General features: G+C 65.1%; 19 protein-coding genes. 15 read left to right on the top strand and 4 right to left on the bottom strand.

What is annotated here, in order from left to right:
* Positions 1-152: 152 nt before the first annotated feature.
* Both ubiM and CFR80_RS09240 read right to left on the bottom strand, forming a co-directional pair.
* Complete coding sequence (gene ubiM / locus CFR80_RS09235; RefSeq protein WP_010514860.1) at positions 153-1,334, bottom strand: 5-demethoxyubiquinol-8 5-hydroxylase UbiM; 1,182 nt, start codon at positions 1,332-1,334, stop codon at positions 153-155.
* Positions 1,335-1,373: 39 nt separating this feature from the next.
* Positions 1,374-1,961 (bottom strand): nitroreductase family protein, encoded by a 588-nt coding sequence (locus CFR80_RS09240; protein WP_010514859.1) that lies wholly within the window; start codon positions 1,959-1,961, stop codon positions 1,374-1,376.
* 176 nt (positions 1,962-2,137) lie between these two features.
* Here CFR80_RS09240 and hisB point away from each other — a divergent pair, with 176 nt between their 5' ends.
* The 7 genes from hisB to CFR80_RS09275 are packed head-to-tail and all read left to right on the top strand — an operon-like array spanning position 2,138 to position 6,763.
* A complete protein-coding gene (gene hisB, locus CFR80_RS09245; RefSeq protein WP_010514858.1) occupies positions 2,138-2,734 on the top strand; it encodes an imidazoleglycerol-phosphate dehydratase HisB in 597 nt (198 codons plus the stop codon).
* The gene (locus CFR80_RS09250) at positions 2,731-3,111 is read left to right on the top strand and encodes a hypothetical protein (protein WP_010514857.1); all 381 of its coding nucleotides are present in this window, start codon (positions 2,731-2,733) and stop codon (positions 3,109-3,111) included. The genes hisB and CFR80_RS09250 overlap by 4 nt, the downstream gene beginning before the upstream one ends.
* 8 nt (positions 3,112-3,119) lie before the next feature.
* Positions 3,120-3,794: an imidazole glycerol phosphate synthase subunit HisH gene (hisH, locus tag CFR80_RS09255; protein WP_110507276.1), complete on the top strand. Its 675-nt coding sequence runs from the start codon at positions 3,120-3,122 to the stop codon at positions 3,792-3,794.
* Positions 3,791-5,143 carry a 1-(5-phosphoribosyl)-5-[(5-phosphoribosylamino)methylideneamino]imidazole-4-carboxamide isomerase gene (gene hisA, locus CFR80_RS09260; RefSeq protein ID WP_010514855.1) on the top strand — a complete coding sequence of 451 codons (1,353 nt, stop codon included), beginning with the start codon at positions 3,791-3,793 and terminating at the stop codon, positions 5,141-5,143. The genes hisH and hisA overlap by 4 nt, the downstream gene beginning before the upstream one ends.
* The gene (gene hisF, locus CFR80_RS09265) at positions 5,143-5,904 is read left to right on the top strand and encodes an imidazole glycerol phosphate synthase subunit HisF (protein WP_010514854.1); all 762 of its coding nucleotides are present in this window, start codon (positions 5,143-5,145) and stop codon (positions 5,902-5,904) included. Before hisA ends, hisF begins: the two co-directional genes overlap by 1 nt.
* Before the next feature lie 31 nt (positions 5,905-5,935).
* Complete coding sequence (locus CFR80_RS09270) at positions 5,936-6,346, top strand: phosphoribosyl-ATP diphosphatase (protein ID WP_010514853.1); 411 nt, start codon at positions 5,936-5,938, stop codon at positions 6,344-6,346.
* 27 nt (positions 6,347-6,373) lie between these two features.
* Positions 6,374-6,763, top strand: coding sequence for a histidine triad nucleotide-binding protein (locus CFR80_RS09275; RefSeq protein WP_010514852.1), 390 nt, complete (start codon positions 6,374-6,376; stop codon positions 6,761-6,763).
* A 48-nt stretch (positions 6,764-6,811) separates the two neighbouring features.
* On the opposite strand, the gene CFR80_RS09280 is transcribed toward CFR80_RS09275, so the two are convergent.
* Positions 6,812-8,596 carry an ABC transporter ATP-binding protein gene (locus CFR80_RS09280; protein WP_010514851.1) on the bottom strand — a complete coding sequence of 595 codons (1,785 nt, stop codon included), beginning with the start codon at positions 8,594-8,596 and terminating at the stop codon, positions 6,812-6,814.
* Between CFR80_RS09280 and CFR80_RS19800 the strand changes: the two genes are divergently transcribed.
* Both CFR80_RS19800 and nth read left to right on the top strand, forming a co-directional pair.
* On the top strand, positions 8,596-8,727 hold the full coding sequence (locus CFR80_RS19800; protein WP_010514850.1) for a hypothetical protein: 132 nt from the start codon (positions 8,596-8,598) through the stop codon (positions 8,725-8,727). The two genes, CFR80_RS09280 and CFR80_RS19800, sit on opposite strands and share 1 nt — an antisense overlap.
* A gap of 60 nt (positions 8,728-8,787) precedes the next feature.
* Entirely contained in the window at positions 8,788-9,501 is a 714-nt protein-coding gene (gene nth / locus CFR80_RS09285) for an endonuclease III (protein WP_048856314.1), read from the top strand.
* A gap of 111 nt (positions 9,502-9,612) precedes the next feature.
* Here the strand turns inward: nth and CFR80_RS09290 are convergent, their stop codons facing one another.
* A complete protein-coding gene (locus CFR80_RS09290; RefSeq protein WP_110507282.1) occupies positions 9,613-11,799 on the bottom strand; it encodes a ComEC/Rec2 family competence protein in 2,187 nt (728 codons plus the stop codon).
* Between the two features lie 114 nt (positions 11,800-11,913).
* Between CFR80_RS09290 and gltX the strand changes: the two genes are divergently transcribed.
* From gltX to topA, 6 genes are read left to right on the top strand one after another with little or no spacing between them, the layout of a single operon-like run.
* Positions 11,914-13,320, top strand: a complete 1,407-nt coding sequence (gene gltX, locus CFR80_RS09295) for a glutamate--tRNA ligase (RefSeq protein ID WP_010514846.1) — start codon at positions 11,914-11,916, stop codon at positions 13,318-13,320.
* The gene (locus CFR80_RS09300) at positions 13,313-14,278 is read left to right on the top strand and encodes an aspartate carbamoyltransferase catalytic subunit (protein ID WP_029329531.1); all 966 of its coding nucleotides are present in this window, start codon (positions 13,313-13,315) and stop codon (positions 14,276-14,278) included. The genes gltX and CFR80_RS09300 overlap by 8 nt, the downstream gene beginning before the upstream one ends.
* Positions 14,275-15,570, top strand: a complete 1,296-nt coding sequence (locus tag CFR80_RS09305) for a dihydroorotase (RefSeq protein WP_010514844.1) — start codon at positions 14,275-14,277, stop codon at positions 15,568-15,570. The genes CFR80_RS09300 and CFR80_RS09305 overlap by 4 nt, the downstream gene beginning before the upstream one ends.
* The gene (gene plsY / locus CFR80_RS09310; protein ID WP_029329530.1) at positions 15,567-16,205 is read left to right on the top strand and encodes a glycerol-3-phosphate 1-O-acyltransferase PlsY; all 639 of its coding nucleotides are present in this window, start codon (positions 15,567-15,569) and stop codon (positions 16,203-16,205) included. The genes CFR80_RS09305 and plsY overlap by 4 nt, the downstream gene beginning before the upstream one ends.
* On the top strand, positions 16,202-17,365 hold the full coding sequence (dprA, locus tag CFR80_RS09315; protein WP_110507277.1) for a DNA-processing protein DprA: 1,164 nt from the start codon (positions 16,202-16,204) through the stop codon (positions 17,363-17,365). The genes plsY and dprA overlap by 4 nt, the downstream gene beginning before the upstream one ends.
* A gap of 45 nt (positions 17,366-17,410) precedes the next feature.
* Positions 17,411-20,137 carry a type I DNA topoisomerase gene (gene topA, locus CFR80_RS09320; protein ID WP_110507278.1) on the top strand — a complete coding sequence of 909 codons (2,727 nt, stop codon included), beginning with the start codon at positions 17,411-17,413 and terminating at the stop codon, positions 20,135-20,137.
* The last annotated feature ends 23 nt before the right edge of the window (positions 20,138-20,160 follow it).

Genomic DNA, 20,160 nt, shown 5'->3' on the forward strand with positions numbered 1-20,160 from the left:
CCTAGCAAATCAACCGAAGCACCTCAAGAAGTTTCCTCAGCGCCGCCGGTGAATGGGGATATAGGTCCCACTCCCCATACCGTCAATCATAAAAATGCATATGGGCTAAAAAAATCACCGCGCCTTTTCAGCCCGATAGGCAAAAAACCGCACTAGGCCGCCCGATTGCGGTCCATCAGCATATTCGTAACAGCCGATTTGAACGGAGCCAGCGCATCCGCCACACGCAGTCCGGCCTGACGCAGGACCCTGAAAGCGGGCTCATCACGGGTATAAAGCGTTGCGATTCCATTGGTGGCGGCAAACAGGGGCGCGGTTGCGAGGCGATGCCGCCGTTCAAACCGCCGCAGTACCGACAGGCTGCCCGGCGATTCACCACGCGCCAGCCCAGCTTCGATTTCCTGTGCCAGCGCTTCCTGTCCCTTCAGTCCAAGGTTGAAGCCATGGGCGGTAATGGGATGCATGCCAACCGCCGCATCACCGATCAGGGCAAAGCCGGGAGCAGCAAAACGGTGTGCATAGACACCTCGCAGCGGATAGGCATGCCGGGTGCTGACCAGACGCATGTTCCCCAGCCGCCGCCCCACACGCTGCATGATCTCGGTATTGAAGGCATCGCGTTCCAGCGTGCGCAGGCGGTCGATCTCTTCCACCGGCAGGGTCAGGACAATGGAGGACGCCCCGCCATTGACGGGCAGCAGGGCGATTGTCTGTCCTTCATCAAACCATTGCGTCGCGACATGATGGTGCGGCAGGTCATGCGCCATGCGGCAGACCAGCATGGCACGCCTGAAATCATGCATGACCGCGCCAATGCGCTGCAGGCGGCGGATCTGTGAAAAGCGGCCATCCGCCCCCACGGCCAGACGGGATGTGATCTCCCCCCCATCATGCACGACCGTCATCTCCTCCCCGATGCGCCGGATATGCCGGGTGGAGGTTCCGCCCAGCAGGCGGATGCCGGAACGCTGGCTGGCGGCAACATACAGTCCGCGCCGGACGCAGTGGTTGGACACAAGGTACCCCAGCGCATCCACGCCACGCCCCTGCGTATCAAATGTAAGGGGATGGTTGCTGCGCCCGGTTTCCACCCGTGCTTCACGCAGGGGGGAAATGGCGACCTGCGGGATATGTTCCCACGCGCCCAGCTCCTTCAGCACCGAAACCGAATGATGGGTCAGGGCGATTTCGCGCCCGTCGAACGCGGGTTCGGCCCAGCGCGCCTGCGGCGCACGTTCCAGCACCGCGACGGACAGGCCACGCGCCTCCAGTGACAGGGCCGCGGCCAGCCCCGCCGGACCGCCACCCATTATGGTTACATCATGATATGCCATGGCCTGCCTGCTTCCCTGTCCGTCTACTGTCCTTACAGATTATGCATCCGCGCCGAACTGTACGGGGTTTCCGGTCCATTCGGCCACATATCCGTCAACATCACGGCGCTTCGGTCCCCTGGCGTCCGGCTTCGGCGTGCCGACAAACAGGAAACCCGCCAGCCTGTGTGGAGCAGGAAAGCCCAGTTCAGCTGCAAGTTCCGGATCATAGGCCACGTCGCCACTGACCCATACCCCGCCAAAGCCCGTGGCATGCAGGGCATTGAGGATGTTCATCGCCGCGGCGCCGACCGCCAGTTCCTGTTCGATCAGGGGAATCTTGTGTTCGGGACGCAGGTGCATGCCCAGCACGATGACCAGAGGCATGGTGGAAAAACGGGACTGCCGTTTCTCAATCTTCGCGGGATCAACATCCGGGTCCAGCCGCTTCATGCTGGCCACCACGCGCTGCGCCACTTCGGGCCGGGCGTCGCCACGCACCAGAACGTAACGCCAGGGGCGCAGCTTGCCATGGTCCGGCGCCCGCATGGCGGTGGACAGGATGGCATGCAGCACGTCACCCGTGGGCGCAGGTTCCATCAACGCATCGGTGGAAAAACGGGACAGAAGAAGATCGAGCGATGTCATATGGTCATTCCCTGATAAACCGGGTGCCCGCTGACAGTCCGTGGCCTGATGGCGGGAGCCGTGACGCGACACCATGCAGCAACTGCCCCCTCCTGCCAATATCCACCCCGCCATGCAACGCCCGCGCCACGGGATCGGTATGGATTCCGGCCTCGGGCTTCTATAGAAGGGAGAGCATGAATACCCCGCGCACAGCCACGGTCCACCGCGCCACAAGCGAGACCGACATTACCGTCACCATCAACCTTGATGGCACGGGACAGACCCGCATCGACACCGGCATCGGGTTCCTTGACCACATGCTGACCGCCCTCGGCCGTCACAGCATGTGCGATCTGGACATTACCGCCAAGGGTGACCTGCATATCGACTACCACCACACGGTGGAGGATACCGGCATCGCGCTGGGCAAGGCCTTTGCCAGGGCCATAGGCGACAAACGTGGCATCCGCCGCTACGGCAGCGCCACCGTGCCGCTGGATGAGGCACTGTGCGAAGCGGTCGTGGATATTTCGGGGCGTCCCTTTCTTGCGTGGTCCGTCACCTTCGGGCGTGACAAGATCGGGGACATGGACACCGAACTGTTCGAGGAATTCTTCCGCGCCTTCGCCATGAGCGCCCTTGTCACGCTGCATGTCATCCAGCGCGCCGGGCATAACTGCCACCACATTGCCGAAGCCGCGTTCAAGGCGCTCGCACGTGCGCTGCGCACCGCAAGCGAAGCTGACCCACGCGCCGGCGGCATCATCCCGTCCACCAAGGGCAGCCTGTGACATTCTATTCCGCCCTGCTGCCCCCTGCCCGCGCTACGGGCCCGGCCCCGGGGCCGGTCATGGTGGCGTGGGGCATGTCATGGCTGGTACTGCTGTCGGGGTGGGTCGGGCTGGTGCTGCGTGGCTGCTGGATCAGCGGGCTGCTGGCAGGGGGGGCGTGTATCCTGACCAGACAGCTGCTGCCGCTGCCGGTCGCCTTGCCGCTGCTGGGCGGGATGCACCTTCTGCTTGCACTGAACGCCCCGGACCTGCGGCAGTGGGAACTGCGCCTGCGCGGCTACCAGACCGCGCGCGGCGTTTACGCGACCGATCCCAAGGCAGCCCTGCTGCGCTGGATGGACCGTAACCGGTCCCATCCCCTTTCCCCTGTATCATGAGGCATCCCATGCCCGCGCATCCTTCCGCCCAATCCATCGTGGTGATCGACTATAACGGTGGCAACCTTGCATCCGCCGCGCGGGCGCTGTCCCGCGCGGCGGCCGACAGCGGCATTGACGCCACCGTCACCATCACCGCCGACCCGCAGGCCGTCAGACAGGCCGACCGGATTGTCCTGCCCGGACAGGGCGCGTTCGCCGACTGCGCGGCGGGCCTTGCAGCCCGGCCCGGCCTGCATGACGCCATACTGGCCGCAACCGACAACGGCACGCCCTTCCTTGGCATATGCGTCGGCATGCAGCTTATGGCCGAACGCGGGCGTGAACATGGGGTGACACCGGGGTTTGGCTGGATTGCGGGCGAAATCGCCCTGATGGACGCCCCCGGCCTGCACCTGCCACAGATGGGGTGGAACCAGCTTGAATTCACACCTGGCGCCCACCCGCTGACAGAAGGCCTGCCGGGGGAAGCGCACGGTTATTTCGTCCATTCCTTCGCCCTGCGCGACTATGATGCCGCGGACATGGTGGCGACTACCGACTATGGCGGCACGGTGCCCGCCATAGTCGCGCGCGGCAACCGGGCGGGCACGCAGTTCCATGTGGAAAAAAGCCAGAAGGTCGGCCTGCGCATCCTGTCCAATTTCCTGCGCTGGACACCCGCGCCGGGCAGCACACCATGACACGGCGGACTGCAACGGCCGGCACCATCCATGCCGAACGCGTGCAGCAGATGCATGAAGACGACCTGCATGCCCTGTGCGACGCGACCAATGCCGCCATTCTGGACGGCGGTGGTTTCGGCTGGCTGGCCCCGCCCCCGCGTGAGACGCTGGAACGGTATTTCCGCGGTGTCCTGCTGGTGCCCGAACGCCAGATGTTCGTGGCCCGGCTGGATGACATGATCGTGGGGTCGGCACAACTTGTGCGTCCGCCGCGCAATAACGAAGCGCAGGCCATGAGTGCGACCCTCATGCATTTCTATATCGCCCCCTACGCCCGCGGGCTGGGACTGGGCCGCCTGCTTCTGACCGAAGTGGAAAGCTGCGCGCGCAGCATGGGATACCAGATCATCAACCTGGACGTGCGCGAAACCCAGACCGATGCCGTCCGCCTGTTCCGCAGCAGCGGCTTCCACCACTGGGGCACCCACCCCAGCTACGCCCGCACGGACGGACGCACCGTGCGCGGCCTGTTTTTCACCAAGCGCCTGCAGGATGACGAGCGGATCGTACCCGCCCACCCGCTGGCGGCTTCAACCCCCATTCCTGCAGCAGGACATGCCCCCGTGACCGGACACAGCCTGACACTCTATCCCGCAATCGACCTCAAGGACGGCACATGCGTGCGCCTGCGCCGGGGGGAAATGGACAACGCAACCGTCTATTCCGATGATCCCGGCGCGCAGGCGCGGGCATGGATCGACGCCGGATGCAGCTGGCTGCACGTAGTGGACCTGAATGGTGCCTTCGCGGGGCGTTCGGCCAATACCGAAGCGATTGAGGCCATCATCGCCAATGCCTCCGTCCCGGTGCAGCTTGGTGGCGGGCTGCGTGACCTGGACAGCATCGGCAAATGGCTCAATGCCGGGATCAGCCGCGTGATCCTGGGGTCCATCGCGGTCAAGAACCCCGAACTGGTGCGCGAGGCCTGCCGTCTGTTCCCCGGCCGGATCGTGGCCGGAATTGATGCACGCAGCGGACAGGTCGCAACCGAAGGCTGGGCCGAAACATCGGAAATGAAGGCCGTGGACCTGGGTCAGCGCATGCAGGACGCGGGGGTCGCAGCCGTCATCTTCACCGAAATCAGCCGCGACGGCATGCTGACGGGCATCGATATCGAACAGACCGCCGACATGGCCAATGCCCTGTCCATTCCCGTCATCGCCAGCGGCGGGGTGGGCAGTCTTGAACATCTCGAAGCCCTGCGTGCAGCAACCGCGCAGGCGCCAGGCATCGAAGGCGTGATCGTGGGCCGCGCGCTGTATGACGGGCGCATCGACCTGGGCGAAGCCCTGCGGGTCCTGTCCTGATGCTGAAACTGCGTGTCATCCCCTGTCTGGATGTCAAGAACGGCCGGGTGGTCAAGGGTGTCAACTTCGTCTCGCTGCGCGACGCGGGCGACCCGGTGGAACAGGCCGCCGTATATGACGCAGCCGGGGCAGATGAGCTGACCTTCCTCGACATCACCGCCAGCAATGAAAACCGCGACACCATCCTTGATGTCGTCAGCCGCACGGCGGAACGTATTTTCCTGCCGCTGACGGTGGGCGGCGGCGTGCGCACCACGGATGACATGCGACGCCTGCTGCTGGCGGGGGCAGACAAGTGCGCCATGAACTCGGCTGCAGTCTCACGCCCCGAACTGGTCAGTGAGGCCGCGCAGAAATTCGGCAGCCAGTGCGTGGTCGTCGCCATTGACGCCCGGAGCGATGGCCATGGATCATGGGAGGTCTATACCCATGGCGGCCGTACCCCCACCGGGCGCAACGTGATCGACTGGTGCCGCGAAGTGGCCGAACGGGGTGCGGGCGAGATCCTGCTGACCAGCATGGACCGCGACGGCACGGGCAAGGGGTTCGACCTTGACCTGCTGCGCGCGGCCAATGCGGCAGTGCGGATTCCCATCGTGGCCTCTGGCGGGGTTGGGGAACTGGAGCATTTTGTCGAAGGTGCCCGCGCGGGCGCCACCGGCCTGCTGGCCGCCAGTGTCTTCCATTTCGGCCAGTTCACCATTCCCCAGGTCAAGCAGGCGCTGGCGGCAGCGGGCCTGCCGGTCCGCCTGAGTGACTGATCCCCTTTCCCCTGCCTATCGGAGCACTGTGATGGCCAAGCCAGAAAAATCCCGCAAGAACGCCCCGGCAAAAGCCGCCGCCAGCCTGAAGCTGGAAGCGGTGGGGCCTGCCACCCCTGATGTGCTGGACCGCCTGTTCGATGTTGTGGAATCACGGCGCGGCACGGACCCGTCCGTCAGCCATTCCGCCCGCCTTCTGGCGCGCGGCCGGCGCAAGATCGCGCAGAAATTCGGCGAGGAAGCCGTCGAATGCCTGATCGAGGCGGTGGCGGGCAACCGGGGCGAACTGGTCAGCGAAAGCGCGGACGTGCTGTACCACCTGATCGTGATGTGGGTGGATGCCGGGGTCAAACCGGCGGAAGTATGGGCGGAACTGCTGCGCCGTGAAGGCACCAGCGGCGTCGCTGAAAAGGCGTCGCGCCCGCACGATCCGCTGGCCTGATCCCCATTCGCAAACAGGAGATACCCCATGGCCGTCAACGGCACCGGACCCTACGATCCGCAGAACGTATTCGCCCGCATCCTGCGCGGTGAACTGCCATGCAAGAAGGTGTATGAGGACGAATACGCCCTCGCCTTCCATGACATCGCGCCCAAGGCGCCCGTGCATGTACTGGTCATTCCCAAGGGGCCGTTCGTTTCCTTCGCAGATTTCAGCCGCAATGGCACGGAAGCCGAAATTACCGGCTTCACCCGCGCGGTGGGACAGGTCGCGCGCGACCTGAAACTGGAAGCGCCCGGCTACCGCCTGCTGTCCAATGTCGGCGTGGAAGGCGGACAGGAAGTGCCGCATTTCCATGTTCACCTGTTTGGCGGCAGGGCGCTGGGCGCCATGCTGCCGGGCCAGGACGCAACCTGAAAACGGCATCCCGGAAACCGGGATGCTTCCCCTGCAGTCCCTGGATGCCTACAGGGACTGCAGTTCAAACAGTCCGCGATAGATTCCTCCCTCGCGCGTCATGAGGGTCGCGTGGGGGCCATCCTCGCATACCCGTCCGTGGCGGAACACGATGATGCGGTCCAGACCCATCACGGTGGACAGCCGGTGGGCGATGACCAGAACCGTGCGCCCGGCCATCAGCCGTTCCATCGCCTGCTGGACCAGCATTTCCGAACGGGAATCAAGGCTGGATGTTGCCTCGTCCATGATGACAATGGGCGCATGGCTCAGAAACGCGCGCGCAATGGCGATGCGCTGGCGCTCCCCACCCGACAGCTTGACACCGCGTTCGCCCACCATGGTGGCGTAACCGCGCGGCAGACGGGCGATAAAGTCCGCTGCATTGGCCTGCCGGGCGGCATGTTCGATCTCCGCATCCGTGGCGTCCGGTCGGCCGTAGGCAATGTTTTCCGCCAGCGAACGATGGAACAGCAGTGGCTCCTGCGGGACGATGGCAATCTGCCCACGCAGGCTGGCCTGCGTGACGGTGGCGATATCCGTCCCGTCAATCGTGATCCGTCCCCCCTGCACATCATACAGCCGCTGCAGCAGCCGTGTCAGCGTGGTCTTGCCTGAACCCGACGGACCAACAAGGGCCACCCTGCTGCCCGGCGCGATATCAAGGTTCAGGTCATCGAACAGCAGCCTGCCATGCTGGCGTTCATAGCCAAAGCGCACATGCTCGAAACGGATATGGCCATGCGTCACCCGCAGGGGCGCGGCACCGGGGCAATCGGCCACCGCAGGCTGCATATGAAACAGGGTGACCAGTTCCTCCATTTCATTGACCGAACGCTGCACGACGGAAATCTGCTGGCCAATATCGCGCAGGTAGCCCTGGATCACGAACATCATCGTCAGCACATAGGCCACATCCCCCGGCCCCGCGCGGCCACGCACCCATAGCAGCGCCACCCCCGCGATCAGCACCATGCGCATGACAAGGGCTGCCAGGTTCTGCAGGTTTGCGCTGTCGGTTCCGCGCAGCCACGACCGCACCGTGCGCTTCCGCCAGCGACCCGCCACCCATGCCAGCCGCGCGTCCTCCCGCGCTTCCGCGCCGCATGCCTTCACCACCGCATTGCATGTCACCGCATCGGACAGGGTCGCCCCCATGCGCGTATCCCATGTATTGGCAAGGCGCGCGGATGGCGCGACGTACCGCAGCGTCAGCATGACCGACAGCGCCACCAGTGCGGCCGCCCCCACAGCCAGTACCAGTCCCATCTGGGGCCAGTGAAAGGCCAGCACGGCCGTCGTGGCGCACAGCACGATCCCCTCCGGCACCAGCATGAGCAGCAGCGTATCCCCCAGCGTGTCCACCGCCCCCATTCCGCGCGTGATGCGCCGAACGGTTGACCCGGCAAAGTTGGAGGCATGCCATTCGCTGGAAAACCGCTGTACGCGGGCGAACACCTCCGTCACGATGCCGGTCATGACGTGCGATGTCAGGTGGGAAATGCCGATATAGGCCGTACGCCGCGCGATGATGCCACCCAGCCCCAGCACGGTCAGGCCGACCACATCCCATATGGCGCGATGAACCGCAGCGTGCTGCGCGGGACGGGACACATCATTGACCAGCCAGCCCGCCAGCAGCGGCATCATCACATCCGCCACGGTGGCCGATGCGATCCCCGCCAGCGTCCATGCAAGAAAGCCGGGATACGTGCGCCACCTGCGCCAGACAAAGCCCAGCACGTCGGAAAATTCATGTCGTCCCGATACCGGACGGAAAAGAAAGGATACCATTGCCAACACGCCATGATGCAGGAAACCGCACGGCCATACGCTCGGGCACCCATGCGCCGCCGGGGCCGGAACGACTAGCCCCCACCGCAGCCATGCGCAAGGCCGATGGCCGCCGCCGGGTGGCGGGGTGATTTACACCGCCACCCGCAACGCCGCACAATGGCGTGCGATCCACCGCCTGCGAGTAACCGATGACAACAGCCAGATCCCCGAAGAAACCCGCGCGCCGCGCCATGACACTGGCGGAAGTGCGGTCCTTCATCACCCAGTTGGCCGCCGCCAACCCGAATGCCGAAAGCGAACTGGATTTCGTGGACGACTATACCCTGCTGGTTGCCGTGGTGCTGTCGGCGCAGGCGACCGATGCCTCGGTCAACAGGGCGACAAAGGCGCTGTTCCGTGACGCGCCCACCCCACGGGCCATGGTGGAACTGGGGGAGGAAAAGGTCGGCGCGCATATCCGCACCATCGGGCTGTGGCGGACCAAGGCGCGCAATGTCGTCGCCCTGTCACAGCAGTTGCTGGAACGCTTTGACGGCAAGGTACCCTATGACCGCGCGGCGCTTGAATCGCTTCCCGGCGTGGGGCGCAAGACCGCGAACGTGGTCATGAACGTGGCCTTTGGCGACAGCACCATGGCGGTCGATACCCATATCTTCCGTATCGGCAACCGCACCGGCCTGGCGCCCGGGGCGACCCCACGCGCGGTGGAGGACCAGCTTGTCCGCCGCATTCCCGCTGACATGCTGCGCCCTGCGCACCACTGGCTGATCCTGCACGGACGCTATGTCTGCAAGGCCCGCAGGCCCGAATGCTGGCGCTGTCCCGCCTTTGACCCATGCCAGTACCGCATGAAGGACGACCTGCGCGCGGTGGGGGCGCCAGCCGCATCCTCAAAGGAATGAAAGTCTCCGGGTACCGCCTTTTTTCATCAAGAGCGGTGTCCTTCGAAGCTTTTTGAAAAAAGCCTCATCAAAAAACTTCTTTCTGATTGGCAGATACCTGCGTGTCCTGTCCTATTCCGCCGTGGCCATGGGCAGGTCAGGCATGCCGGTCCCACCGGGCCGCATGACCCAGGGCCGTGCACCACGTACCTGCCGGTCGGTCCGGACCATGACGCCACCTGCATGATCGGGTAATAGGGCATAGGCCCCGTTGCGCCAGATATCGAACCGCCCGATCAGCGGAACGCCGGGGCACCCGGCCTGCCCCGACAGGTTCACCACCAGCCGGGCATCACGACAGGACACCCATCCCGGTTGCCGTGGGGAAAGCACGACCACCACATCTCCATCCGGTTCGCGCACGCGGCACGTCCTGTCCTGACAGGACAGGACGCCCTGCCTGCCGTTATCGGGCAACGTACCCGCATCCAGCCCCGTCACCCGTTGCCATTCGCGTAAAACGAACGGGTCGGGATGCGCACCGGGACCGGTCAGGATTGTATGCCCCACCGTAACGCCCACCATCCGCGCATCAGGCGATACCATCACCCCCGGGCGCGCCGCCCACCATGGTGACAGCAGCGCCAGCGCAACCGGTGCAAACCCCAGCAGGCGCACGCGCCCGCCCCACAGGCACAGCCAGCACAACCCGGCAAAAAACAGCGCCAGTCCCTCATTGCCGATGGCGGGCACCCCGATATGCGCGCCCGGCAGCCATGACACCTGCCGCGCCAGCCAGTCCACCACGGCAATGCCCCACCCCATGGGCACCAGCGCCAGCTTTTCCCAACCCGGTAGCATCAGCACGAAGGACAGCAGCCCCCACGGCATGATCCACACCGACATGAGCGGCACGGCCAGCAGGTTGGCCAGCACGAACCACGGCTGCACCGTTCCGAAATGCGCCATGCCCACCGGGATGCACGCGCTACCCGCAAGGATACTCGCCAGCAGCGGATGCGCACACCGCGCACCGAGCCTGCGCCACCATGCCATGTCATGTTCCCATGCCGACAGGCCGGGACGCAGCGCATCGAAACCGACGATCAGCGCCATCACCGCCGCAGCCGACATCTGCAGCGACAGTTCGGCCACGTTTTCCGCATCAAGGCACAGCAGGATAACCACCGCCACCGCCAGCGCCCGCATGGACACCACCCGCCTGCCAGCCACCAGCGCCACGACCGCAAGCATCGCCATGAACAGGCTGCGCAGTGCCGGCAGGTGCGCACCGGTGACAAGGACATATCCCCCACCCGCCAGTAACGCGCAGACCGCCGCAATCTGACGGCACGGCCAGAACAGCGCCGTACGTTCGGACAGCGCCAGCCCCATGCGCACCGCAGCCATGACCAGCCCCATGACAATGGCAAGATGCAGCCCCGCCACCGCCAGCAGGTGCGCCAACCCGGCATCGGCGAAGGCGTCACGCACGCGCGCCGGAATCGCGCCATCGGCCCCCACCAGAACGGTGGCAGCAATATCACCGCGCGTACCGGGCAGGGCGGCACGAATCCGCTGCGCCAATGCCTGCCGCATGCTGGCGATGCGGGCGGATGGGGGATGCCCATGCCCGCATGTCACCCTGTCCAGCGCACGGGCGGTCCCCGCACGCCCGTCAAACCATGCGCGGCGCTGGGCATCATGACCGCCCGGCAGGGCGGGAAAGGCGGGTGGCGACAGCATCACGCGCGCCAGCACGGTATCGCCCGACACGGGAACACATGCATCATCGGGCAGCAGACTCAACACAAGGACGCGGCGCAGCGGCGGCATGCCGGTATTGATGCCGTCAAGGAAGCGCACATCCGCCAGCCGCACCCGCCATGCCCACGCGCCATCACGCAGGGCCCGTCCGTCGGCATCCAGCACCCGGCCCGACAGGTGCACCGCCCGGCGCGGCAGGTCGGGAAACGGGGGCATGCGGTGCGCCTGCACCCATGCCAGCAGGGCGCCCGCCGCACACGCCCCCACCACCCCGCAGCCAAGGCGCACCAACAGCCCATGACCCCAGACAAGCCGTGCAGCGACACACCCCACGACCAGCATGCCCGCCCCCCATGCCCATGCGGCGGACGGTTCCCATGACAGCGTGAAATACATGGCCATCCCGGCTGCCAGCAGGGCGGGAAGCCACAGCACGAAACGGGTATGCTGCCCCCACAGCCATGCGCTGACGCCCATCGTCATGCGCGACAGTGTGGAGCGGGCGCGGTCGATATGCTGGCGCGGCAGGACAACCCCCGTAATGATCTGCACCCATGTCATGGCCACGTCCATGCGTGGCCGGAATGCACACCCTACCGGCGGAGATGGCACACACGCCAGACTGCCCCCTGTCAGCAGGCGGAAAACATGCTAAGGAACCGGCTCATGACAGTCCGTACGCGTTTTGCACCCAGCCCCACCGGCCTGCTGCATATCGGCAACGCCCGTGCCGCCCTTTTCAATTTCCTCTATGCCCGCCACCATGGCGGCCAGTTCCTGCTCAGGATCGAGGATACCGACCGAGAACGCTCGACCCAGAAGGCGGTCGATGTCCTGTTCGACGGGCTGGCGTGGATGGATATCCACTCAGACGAAAAACCGGTGTTCCAGTCCACCCGGCAGGCACGCCATACCGAAGTGGCGCATGAACTGCTGGAAAAGGGGCTGGCCTACCGCTGCTACTGCACGGCAGACGAACTGAAGGAAATGCGCGAAAAGGCGATGGCCGAGGGCCGTCCCCCGCGTTACAATGGCATGTGGCGCGACCGCGACCCGTCGGAAGCCCCCGCCAACACCCCCTACACCATCCGCATCAAGGCCCCGCGTGAGGGCGAAACGACCATCCATGACCTGGTGCAGGGCGACGTACGCGTGGCCAATTCGGAACTGGATGACATGATCATCCTGCGCGCCGATGGCACCCCGGTCTACCAGCTTGCCGTGGTAGTGGATGACCATGACATGGACATCACCCACGTCATCCGTGGCGATGACCACCTGACCAACACTTTCCGCCAGGCCATGATCTACCGCGCCATGGGCTGGGATCTGCCGCATTTCGCGCATCTGCCGCTGATCCACGGCCCCGACGGCGCCAAGCTGTCCAAGCGGCACGGGGCGCAGTCGGTCGTCGAATTCCGCGAAATGGGCTACCTGCCCGAAGCACTGAACAATTACCTGCTGCGTCTTGGCTGGGGCCATGGCGATGCCGAGATCCTGTCGCGGGAGGAACAGATCAAACTGTTCGACCTTGACGGCGTCGGCCGCTCGCCCTCGCGCATGGATTACGCCAAGCTGCTGTACATCAATGGTGTATGGCTGCGTCAGGCCGATGATACGCGCCTGACCAATGACGTGATGGAACGCCTGGACAGGATGGAAGGGGTCGATACCTCCGACGCTACGCGTGCAAAGGTACTGGCGCTTATGCCGGGGCTGAAGGAACGTGCGAAGACGCTGGTGGAACTGGCGGACAATGCCGCCTTCCTTGGCCGTTCGCTGCCGCTTGAATTCGCGCCCAAGGCCGAAAAGCTGCTGACGCCGGAAAACCGCGTCATGCTGGGCAGGCTGGCCGATGCGCTGACAGCGACCGAGCCATTTACGAAGGACGGCATTGACGCGACCCTGCGCCAGTTTGCCGAAACGCATGACATGAAGCTGGGCAAGGTGGCGCAGCCGCTGCGCGCCGCCGTGACCGGCAGCACCATGTCACCCGGCATTGATGACACGCTGGCCGCCCTTGGCCGTGACGAAGTACTGGCGCGCATCAATGCGGTTGCCGCCCATGAATGATCGCGGCAGCCATGGCAGCAATGTCTTCCTGACCCGACCGGCCCGGCATCTGCTGGGCGTGCAGGGCATGCATCCCAGCCGGATCACGCCATTCCTTGACCTGGCGGAACATTACGCCCTGCTCAACCGGTCGCGCAAAACGCCGCGCGACCTGCTGCGGGGGCGCACGCTGATCAACCTGTTTTTCGAGGACAGCACCCGCACGCGCACCTCGTTCGAACTGGCGGGCAAGCGGCTGGGTGCGGATGTGGTGAACATGACGGTCGCCAGTTCCTCGGTCAACAAGGGGGAGACGCTGCTGGACACGGCCGCGACCCTGAATGCAATGCATACCGACCTGCTGGTGGTGCGCCATTCGCAGTCCGGCGCGCCTGCCCTGCTGGCGCAGAAAGTGCAGGCCAGCGTGGTCAATGCCGGTGACGGCACGCATGAACACCCGACACAGGCACTGCTGGACGCGCTGACCATCCGCCGCCACTTCGGCACGTTCGAGGGGCTGACCGTCGCCATATGTGGCGATGTCAGCCACAGCCGCGTGGCGCGCTCCAACATCCACCTGCTGACCGCCATGGGCTGCCAGGTGCGCGTGGTGGGACCACCGACACTGGTGCCCGGCGCGATCGGGGTGCTGGGGGTCAGCATTCACCATACGATGGAAGATGGCCTGCGCGGGGTGGATGTCGTCATGATGCTGCGCGTGCAGCGTGAGCGCATGAAGGGCACGCAGGTACCCAGCGCGCGTGAATATTTCCGTTTCTACGGACTGGATAACAAACGCCTTGCGCTGGCAAAACCGCATGCGCTGGTCATGCATCCTGGCCCGATGAACCGGGGCGTAGAAATTGACAGCCGCGTTGCCGATTCCGACCAGAGCGTGATCCGTGAACAGGTGGAAATGGGGGTTGCCGTGCGCATGGCGGTTCTGGACATCCTCGCACGCGGGGGAGATGGCGCATGAAGCCGGTCCTGTTTGAAAATGTCCGCCTGATCGATCCGGCAAGCTCCCTTGACCGTCCCGGCCGCCTGCTGGTGCAGGACGGCGTGATCGCCGGTACCGACCTGCCACAGGCGGAAGGTACGCCGGAAGGCGCGGACATCGTGGATGGCGGCGGCCACCTCGTCCTGTGTCCCGGACTGGTGGACATGCGGGTCACCATTGGCGAACCCGGCTATGAATACCGCGAAACGGTGCTGTCCGCGGCAAAGGCTGCGGTTGCCGGTGGCATCACCACCATCGCCGTGCTGCCCAATACCAGCCCGACCATAGACAACCCCGCCCTCGCCCGCCTGCTGCGCGCACGCGGCGAGGAAACGGGCATGATCGGCATCCTGCCCTATGGCGCGCTGACACGCGAATGCGCCGGAAAGGAAATGGCGGAAATCGGCCTGCTGGCCGAAGCGGGTGCGATTGCCTTCACCGACGGTCCCCACGCCATTGCCGACAGCCGCACCATGAGGCAGATGCTGACCTATGCCAAAGGCTTCGACGCGCTGATTGTCCAGCATCCCGAAGATCCGTCACTGGCGCGTGGCGGCTGCGCGACCGATGGCGAACTGGCGACCCGCCTGGGCCTGCCGGGCATTCCGGCGGCGGCCGAGGCCATCCTTATCGCGCGTGACCTGCGCCTTGCGCGCATGACGGGCGGGCGGCTGCATTTCGGCCACGTTTCCACCGCCGAGGGGCTGGACCTGATCCGGGCCGCCAAGGCCGATGGCGTCAGGGTGACATGCGATACGGCGCCACCGTATTTCGACCTGAATGAAACCGTGATCGGTGATTTCCGCACCTATGCCAAGCTGTCGCCGCCGCTGCGTGCGGAAGCGGACCGCCGCGCTGTATGCGCCGCGCTGGCGGATGGTACGATTGACGCCATCGCGTCCGATCACATGCCGTGCGACGCGGATGACAAGCGCCAGCCTTTTGCCGTGGCCTCCGCCGGGGGGACAGGACTGTGCACGCTGCTGGCAGTGACGCTGGCGCAGGTGCATGCGGGCAACCTGGGCATGATGGATGCCCTTGGCCTGCTGACCCATCGCCCCGCCGGCGTGCTGCGCAGCGGGGCCGGGACGCTTGCGGCAGGCAGTGCCGCTGACCTGTGTCTGTTCAATCCCGAGACGGGCTGGGTCGTGCGCGCGGGCGAACTGCCGGGCAAGGCGCAGAATACCCCGTTTGACGGCCGCGCGCTGGAAGGCCGCGTGCTGGGCACATGGAAAAACGGGCGGCGTGTATTCGGGGCCGCCGCCGCATGATCTACGGCATTCCCACCTATGACCTGCCGCTTATGGCCGCGGTCGCGTTCCTGTCCTACCTGATTGGCAGCATTCCCTTCGGGCTGGTGCTGACAGCCCTGTCGGGCAATGGGGATATCCGCAAGATCGGATCGGGCAATATCGGGGCCACCAACGTGCTGCGCACCGGGCGCAAGGGACTGGCGGCCGGCACGCTGGCGCTGGATGGCACGAAGGGGGCTTTCGCCGTTTTCTGCGCCTTCGTGCTGTGTCCGTTCCATACGCTGGCTGCCGAATCCCTTGCCGCCGTCTTTGCCGTGGCGGGGCACTGCTTTCCCGTGTGGCTGAAATTCCGTGGCGGCAAGGGGGTTGCGACCGGTCTGGGCTGCGTGCTGGCGCTCATGCCCGGGGTTGGCCTGTGCTGCTGTGCGCTGTGGCTGATATTTGCCAAGGTCACACGCATTTCATCAGCGGGCGCGATCATTGCCTTCGCAGCGCTGCCGCTGCTCATGATCCGGCCGGGCCGGATCGACTTTTCCTCCCCCGCCTATGTTGCGGGCTGCCTGATCGCGGTAATGATCCTGATCCGCCATCACGCCAATATCAGCCGCCTGCTGAAGGGCACGGAACCAAGGATCGGCCAGAAAAGCGCATGACCGCCCCCGATGCCGAAACGGTGCTGGCCTGCCTGCGGCTGGCCAGGACGGACGGCATCGGGCCGGTTGCCTACCGCCGCCTTGTCCGAACGCATGGCAGCGCGCACTCCGCGCTCGACATGCTTGAACGCGGTGCAACCCGCATAAGCCGCAGCGTGGGTCCGGTGTGCCCGCGTGATGCGGCATTACGTGAAACTGACCGGCTGCAGGCCATGGGCGCGCACCTGCTGGTACACGGGCAGCCAGGGTATCCGCCCCTTCTGGCCCGCCTGCATGATGCCCCGCCGGTGCTGTGCGTGCTGGGAGACGTCACACTGCTGGCGAATCGGATGGTAGGCATCGTGGGCGGGCGTAATGCCTCATCCGGCGGGATCCGCATGGCGGAAAGCCTTGCCGCCCTGCTGGCGGCCCACGGCGTGGACACCGTATCGGGACTGGCACGCGGGATCGATGCCGCCGCCCATCGCGGCGCCATGACGGCAGGCCGCACGGTGGCGGCCATCGCGGGCGGTCTGGACTGTCCATATCCACCCGAGCATGGCGACCTGCAGGACCTGATCGCGCGCACTGGCGCGGTTGTGACCGAGGCCCCACCGGGCACGGTGCCGCAGGCACGGCACTTCCCGCGCCGTAACCGGCTGATCGCCGGACTGGGGCTGGGTTGCGTGGTGATCGAGGCCGCGCTGCGTTCAGGCAGCCTGATCACGGCACGCATGGCACTGGAAAATGACCGCACCGTATTTGCCGTGCCCGGATCACCACTGGACCCCCGTTGCCATGGCAGCAATGATCTGCTGCGCCAGGGCGCGGTCCTGACGGAAAATGAACGCGATATTTTGCGTGAACTTCCTGAATTCATGGAGGAAAGCACGCTGTTTTCCCAACAGGCGCCGCGACCGGCCGCCCCGGTGCGCGCCCCCGTCCCGCGCCACGGATCGCAGCCCGCGCCACCGCCTGCCCCCCCGCCAGCAGGGACGGGTGACCTTCATGAAATGATAGAGGGTTTTCTATCTTTCACACCATCACCTGTTGACGATCTTGTACGGCGCTGCCAGTTCTCGACAGCAGCAGTCCTGACCGTCCTGTCGGAAATGGAGATTGCGGGCACGATCGAATTCCTTGCGGGGGATATGGTCGTGCGGCGTCCACCCCCCGCCTGACAGCCGGGATTATACAAGGTTTGAGAATCGTGATCCGGAGACAGAATGACTGACGTCGTGGTGGTCGAATCGCCAGCCAAGGCGAAAACGATCAATAAGTATCTGGGTGATGACTACACGGTTCTTGCCTCGTTCGGGCATGTGCGCGACCTGCCGCCCAAGGATGGCAGCGTCAAGCCCGACGAAGGCTTTGCCATGGTGTGGGAAACCGACGAGCGCGGCAGCCGCCAGATCGCGGCCATTGCCAAGGCGCTGCGTGGGGCAAAGCATCTGTACCTCGCCACTGACCCCGACCGTGAGGGCGAGGCCATTTCATGGCACGTGCGCGCGATCCTGGAGGAGAAGAACCTCCTCAAGGGGATCGACGTGCAGCGCGTCACATTCAACGAAATCACCAAAAGCGCCATCAAGACCGCGATGGCCCATCCACGCGGGCTGGATTTCCCGCTGATCGAGGCATATCTCGCCCGGCGCGCGCTGGACTACCTCGTGGGCTTCACGCTGTCGCCCGTGCTGTGGCGCAAGCTGCCCGGATCGCGCAGCGCGGGCCGCGTGCAGTCGGTCGCCCTGCGCCTGATCTGTGAGCGCGAAGCGGAAATCGAGGTCTTCAAGCCGCGCGAATACTGGTCGGTCATCGCACGCATGACCACGCCGGCGGGTGCTGCGTTCTCCGCACGGCTGACCCATCTGGATGGACACAAGCTGGACCAGTTCGACCTGAACACCGAAGCCCGCGCCATGGACGCGAAGGCAGCGGTGGAAGCAGGCGATTTCAGCGTTGAAAAGGTTGAACGCCGCAAGGTCCGCCGCAACCCGCCGCCGCCCTTCACCACATCGACCATGCAACAGGAAGCATCACGCAAGCTGGGCATGGGTGCGCAGGTGGCCATGCGCACCGCGCAGCAGCTGTATGAAGGCATTGATATCGGTGGCGAGACGGTCGGCCTGATCACCTACATGCGAACCGACGGCGTGCAGATGGCAGGCGAGGCGATAAGCGCCATCCGCGGCCATATCGGCCACAGCTTCGGACCGGAATACGTGCCAGAGAAGGCGCGCATGTATTCCACCAAGGCCAAGAACGCACAGGAAGCGCACGAAGCAATCCGCCCGACCGACGTGCGGCGCACGCCCGCCGACATGGCGCGCTACCTCTCGCCCGAACAGAAGAAGCTGTATGATCTGGTGTGGAAACGCTCGGTCGCCAGCCAGATGCAGTCAGCCGAACTCGATCAGGTCGCAGTCGACATCGTGGACCGCCAGCAGCGCGTGACCCTGCGCGCCACCGGGTCCATGATCGCGTTTGACGGTTTCCTGCGCCTGTACAGCGAAGGCCGCGACGATTCCCCCGCCAAGGCGGAGGACGATCAGGACCGCATGCTGCCCGCCATGAAGGAACGTGACGCCATTGGCCGTGGCGATGTCGCGGCGGAACAGCACTTCACCCAGCCACCGCCGCGTTATTCGGAAGCGTCGCTGGTGAAGAAGATGGAGGAAATCGGCATTGGCCGTCCCTCCACCTATGCTTCCATCCTGACCGTGCTGCGCGACCGGAATTACGTCCAGCTGGAAAACCGGCGCTTCGTGCCCGAGGATCGCGGGCGGCTGGTCACGGCCTTCCTGACCTCCTTCTTTGAACGGTATGTCGATACGCAGTTCACGGCGGGGCTGGAGGAACAGCTTGATGACATTTCCGGCGGGCGCGCGAACTGGCGGGATGTCATGTCCGCGTTCTGGTCCGATTTCTCCCATGCGGTGGACCAGACCAAGGACCTGAAGATTTCCGACGTCATCACGGCGCTGGATGCGGACCTTGCCCCCTATTTCTTCCCGCAGCGCGAGGACGGGCAGGACCCGCGCGTCTGCACCGCCTGCCATACCGGGCGTCTGGGGCTGAAGCTGGGGCGTTATGGCGCATTCATAGGGTGTTCCAACTATCCTACCTGCCAGTATACCCGCAAGCTGGTGGTTGACCCCACCAAGGAAGGCGAGGACGCGGCAGCACTGAAGGATGGCATGCGCGTGCTGGGCACCGGACCGACGGGCGAGGAAGTCACCGTGCGCCGTGGTCCGTGGGGCCTGTATGTGCAGCAGGGCGAGCCCGACCCGGAAGACAAGAAGGCCAAGCCGAAGCGCGCCACCATTCCGCGCGGGCTGGATGGGGACAAGATCACGCTGGAACAGGCCGTGGGGCTGCTGTCCCTGCCGCGCATCGTGGGCATCCATCCCGAACTGGGCGAACCGATTGAGGCCGGTCTGGGCCGTTTCGGGCCATATGTGAAAATGGGTGCGGTGTACGGGTCGCTGGACAAGGATGATGACGTCCTGACCGTGGGGCTGAACCGCGCGGTGGATGCGCTGGCCAAGAAACTGGCGTCCATCCGTACCATTGGTCCCCACCCCAAGGATGGCGAACCGGTCATGGTGCGCAAGGGCCGCTTTGGTCCTTATGTGCAGCACGGATCCATCGTGGCCACCGTGCCACGTGGTCAGGACATGAACGATGTGACCATGGACGAGGCGCTGACGCTGCTGACCGAAAAGGGCAAGCCGCTGAAGGCCAAGGGCAAGAAAGCGACCACCACCCGCAAGCCCGCGGCCCGCAAGACGAAGACAAAGACGGCCGAAGCCACCGAAGGCGACGAAGCCGCGCCGAAGAAAAAGGCCGCCCCCCGCAAGACGGCGACCAAAACCGCAGCCAAGACGACCACGCGCAAGACCACGACCCGCAAGAAGGCCACCCCGGCCAAGACCGAAAGCGAGAGCGACTGATCATGAAACGGCAGCGTCCAGCA

The organism is Komagataeibacter oboediens, assembly GCF_003207815.1.
In the GTDB taxonomy this organism is placed as follows: Bacteria; Pseudomonadota; Alphaproteobacteria; order Acetobacterales; family Acetobacteraceae; genus Komagataeibacter; species Komagataeibacter oboediens.

What these genes read in the sequence shown, in the direction of transcription:
- hisF (WP_010514854.1), top strand. Translation starts at nt 5,143, where the DNA reads ATGCTGAAACTGCGTGTCATCCCCTGTCTGGATGTCAAGAACGGCCGG.
- CFR80_RS09270 (WP_010514853.1), top strand. Translation starts at nt 5,936, where the DNA reads ATGGCCAAGCCAGAAAAATCCCGCAAGAACGCCCCGGCAAAAGCCGCC.
- hisA (WP_010514855.1), top strand. Translation starts at nt 3,791, where the DNA reads ATGACACGGCGGACTGCAACGGCCGGCACCATCCATGCCGAACGCGTG.
- dprA (WP_110507277.1), top strand. Translation starts at nt 16,202, where the DNA reads ATGACCGCCCCCGATGCCGAAACGGTGCTGGCCTGCCTGCGGCTGGCC.
- plsY (WP_029329530.1), top strand. Translation starts at nt 15,567, where the DNA reads ATGATCTACGGCATTCCCACCTATGACCTGCCGCTTATGGCCGCGGTC.
- gltX (WP_010514846.1), top strand. Translation starts at nt 11,914, where the DNA reads ATGACAGTCCGTACGCGTTTTGCACCCAGCCCCACCGGCCTGCTGCAT.
- hisH (WP_110507276.1), top strand. Translation starts at nt 3,120, where the DNA reads ATGCCCGCGCATCCTTCCGCCCAATCCATCGTGGTGATCGACTATAAC.
- nth (WP_048856314.1), top strand. Translation starts at nt 8,788, where the DNA reads ATGACAACAGCCAGATCCCCGAAGAAACCCGCGCGCCGCGCCATGACA.
- CFR80_RS09275 (WP_010514852.1), top strand. Translation starts at nt 6,374, where the DNA reads ATGGCCGTCAACGGCACCGGACCCTACGATCCGCAGAACGTATTCGCC.
- CFR80_RS09305 (WP_010514844.1), top strand. Translation starts at nt 14,275, where the DNA reads ATGAAGCCGGTCCTGTTTGAAAATGTCCGCCTGATCGATCCGGCAAGC.
- CFR80_RS09280 (WP_010514851.1), bottom strand. Translation starts at nt 8,596, where the DNA reads ATGGTATCCTTTCTTTTCCGTCCGGTATCGGGACGACATGAATTTTCC.
- topA (WP_110507278.1), top strand. Translation starts at nt 17,411, where the DNA reads ATGACTGACGTCGTGGTGGTCGAATCGCCAGCCAAGGCGAAAACGATC.
- ubiM (WP_010514860.1), bottom strand. Translation starts at nt 1,334, where the DNA reads ATGGCATATCATGATGTAACCATAATGGGTGGCGGTCCGGCGGGGCTG.
- CFR80_RS09240 (WP_010514859.1), bottom strand. Translation starts at nt 1,961, where the DNA reads ATGACATCGCTCGATCTTCTTCTGTCCCGTTTTTCCACCGATGCGTTG.
- hisB (WP_010514858.1), top strand. Translation starts at nt 2,138, where the DNA reads ATGAATACCCCGCGCACAGCCACGGTCCACCGCGCCACAAGCGAGACC.
- CFR80_RS09300 (WP_029329531.1), top strand. Translation starts at nt 13,313, where the DNA reads ATGAATGATCGCGGCAGCCATGGCAGCAATGTCTTCCTGACCCGACCG.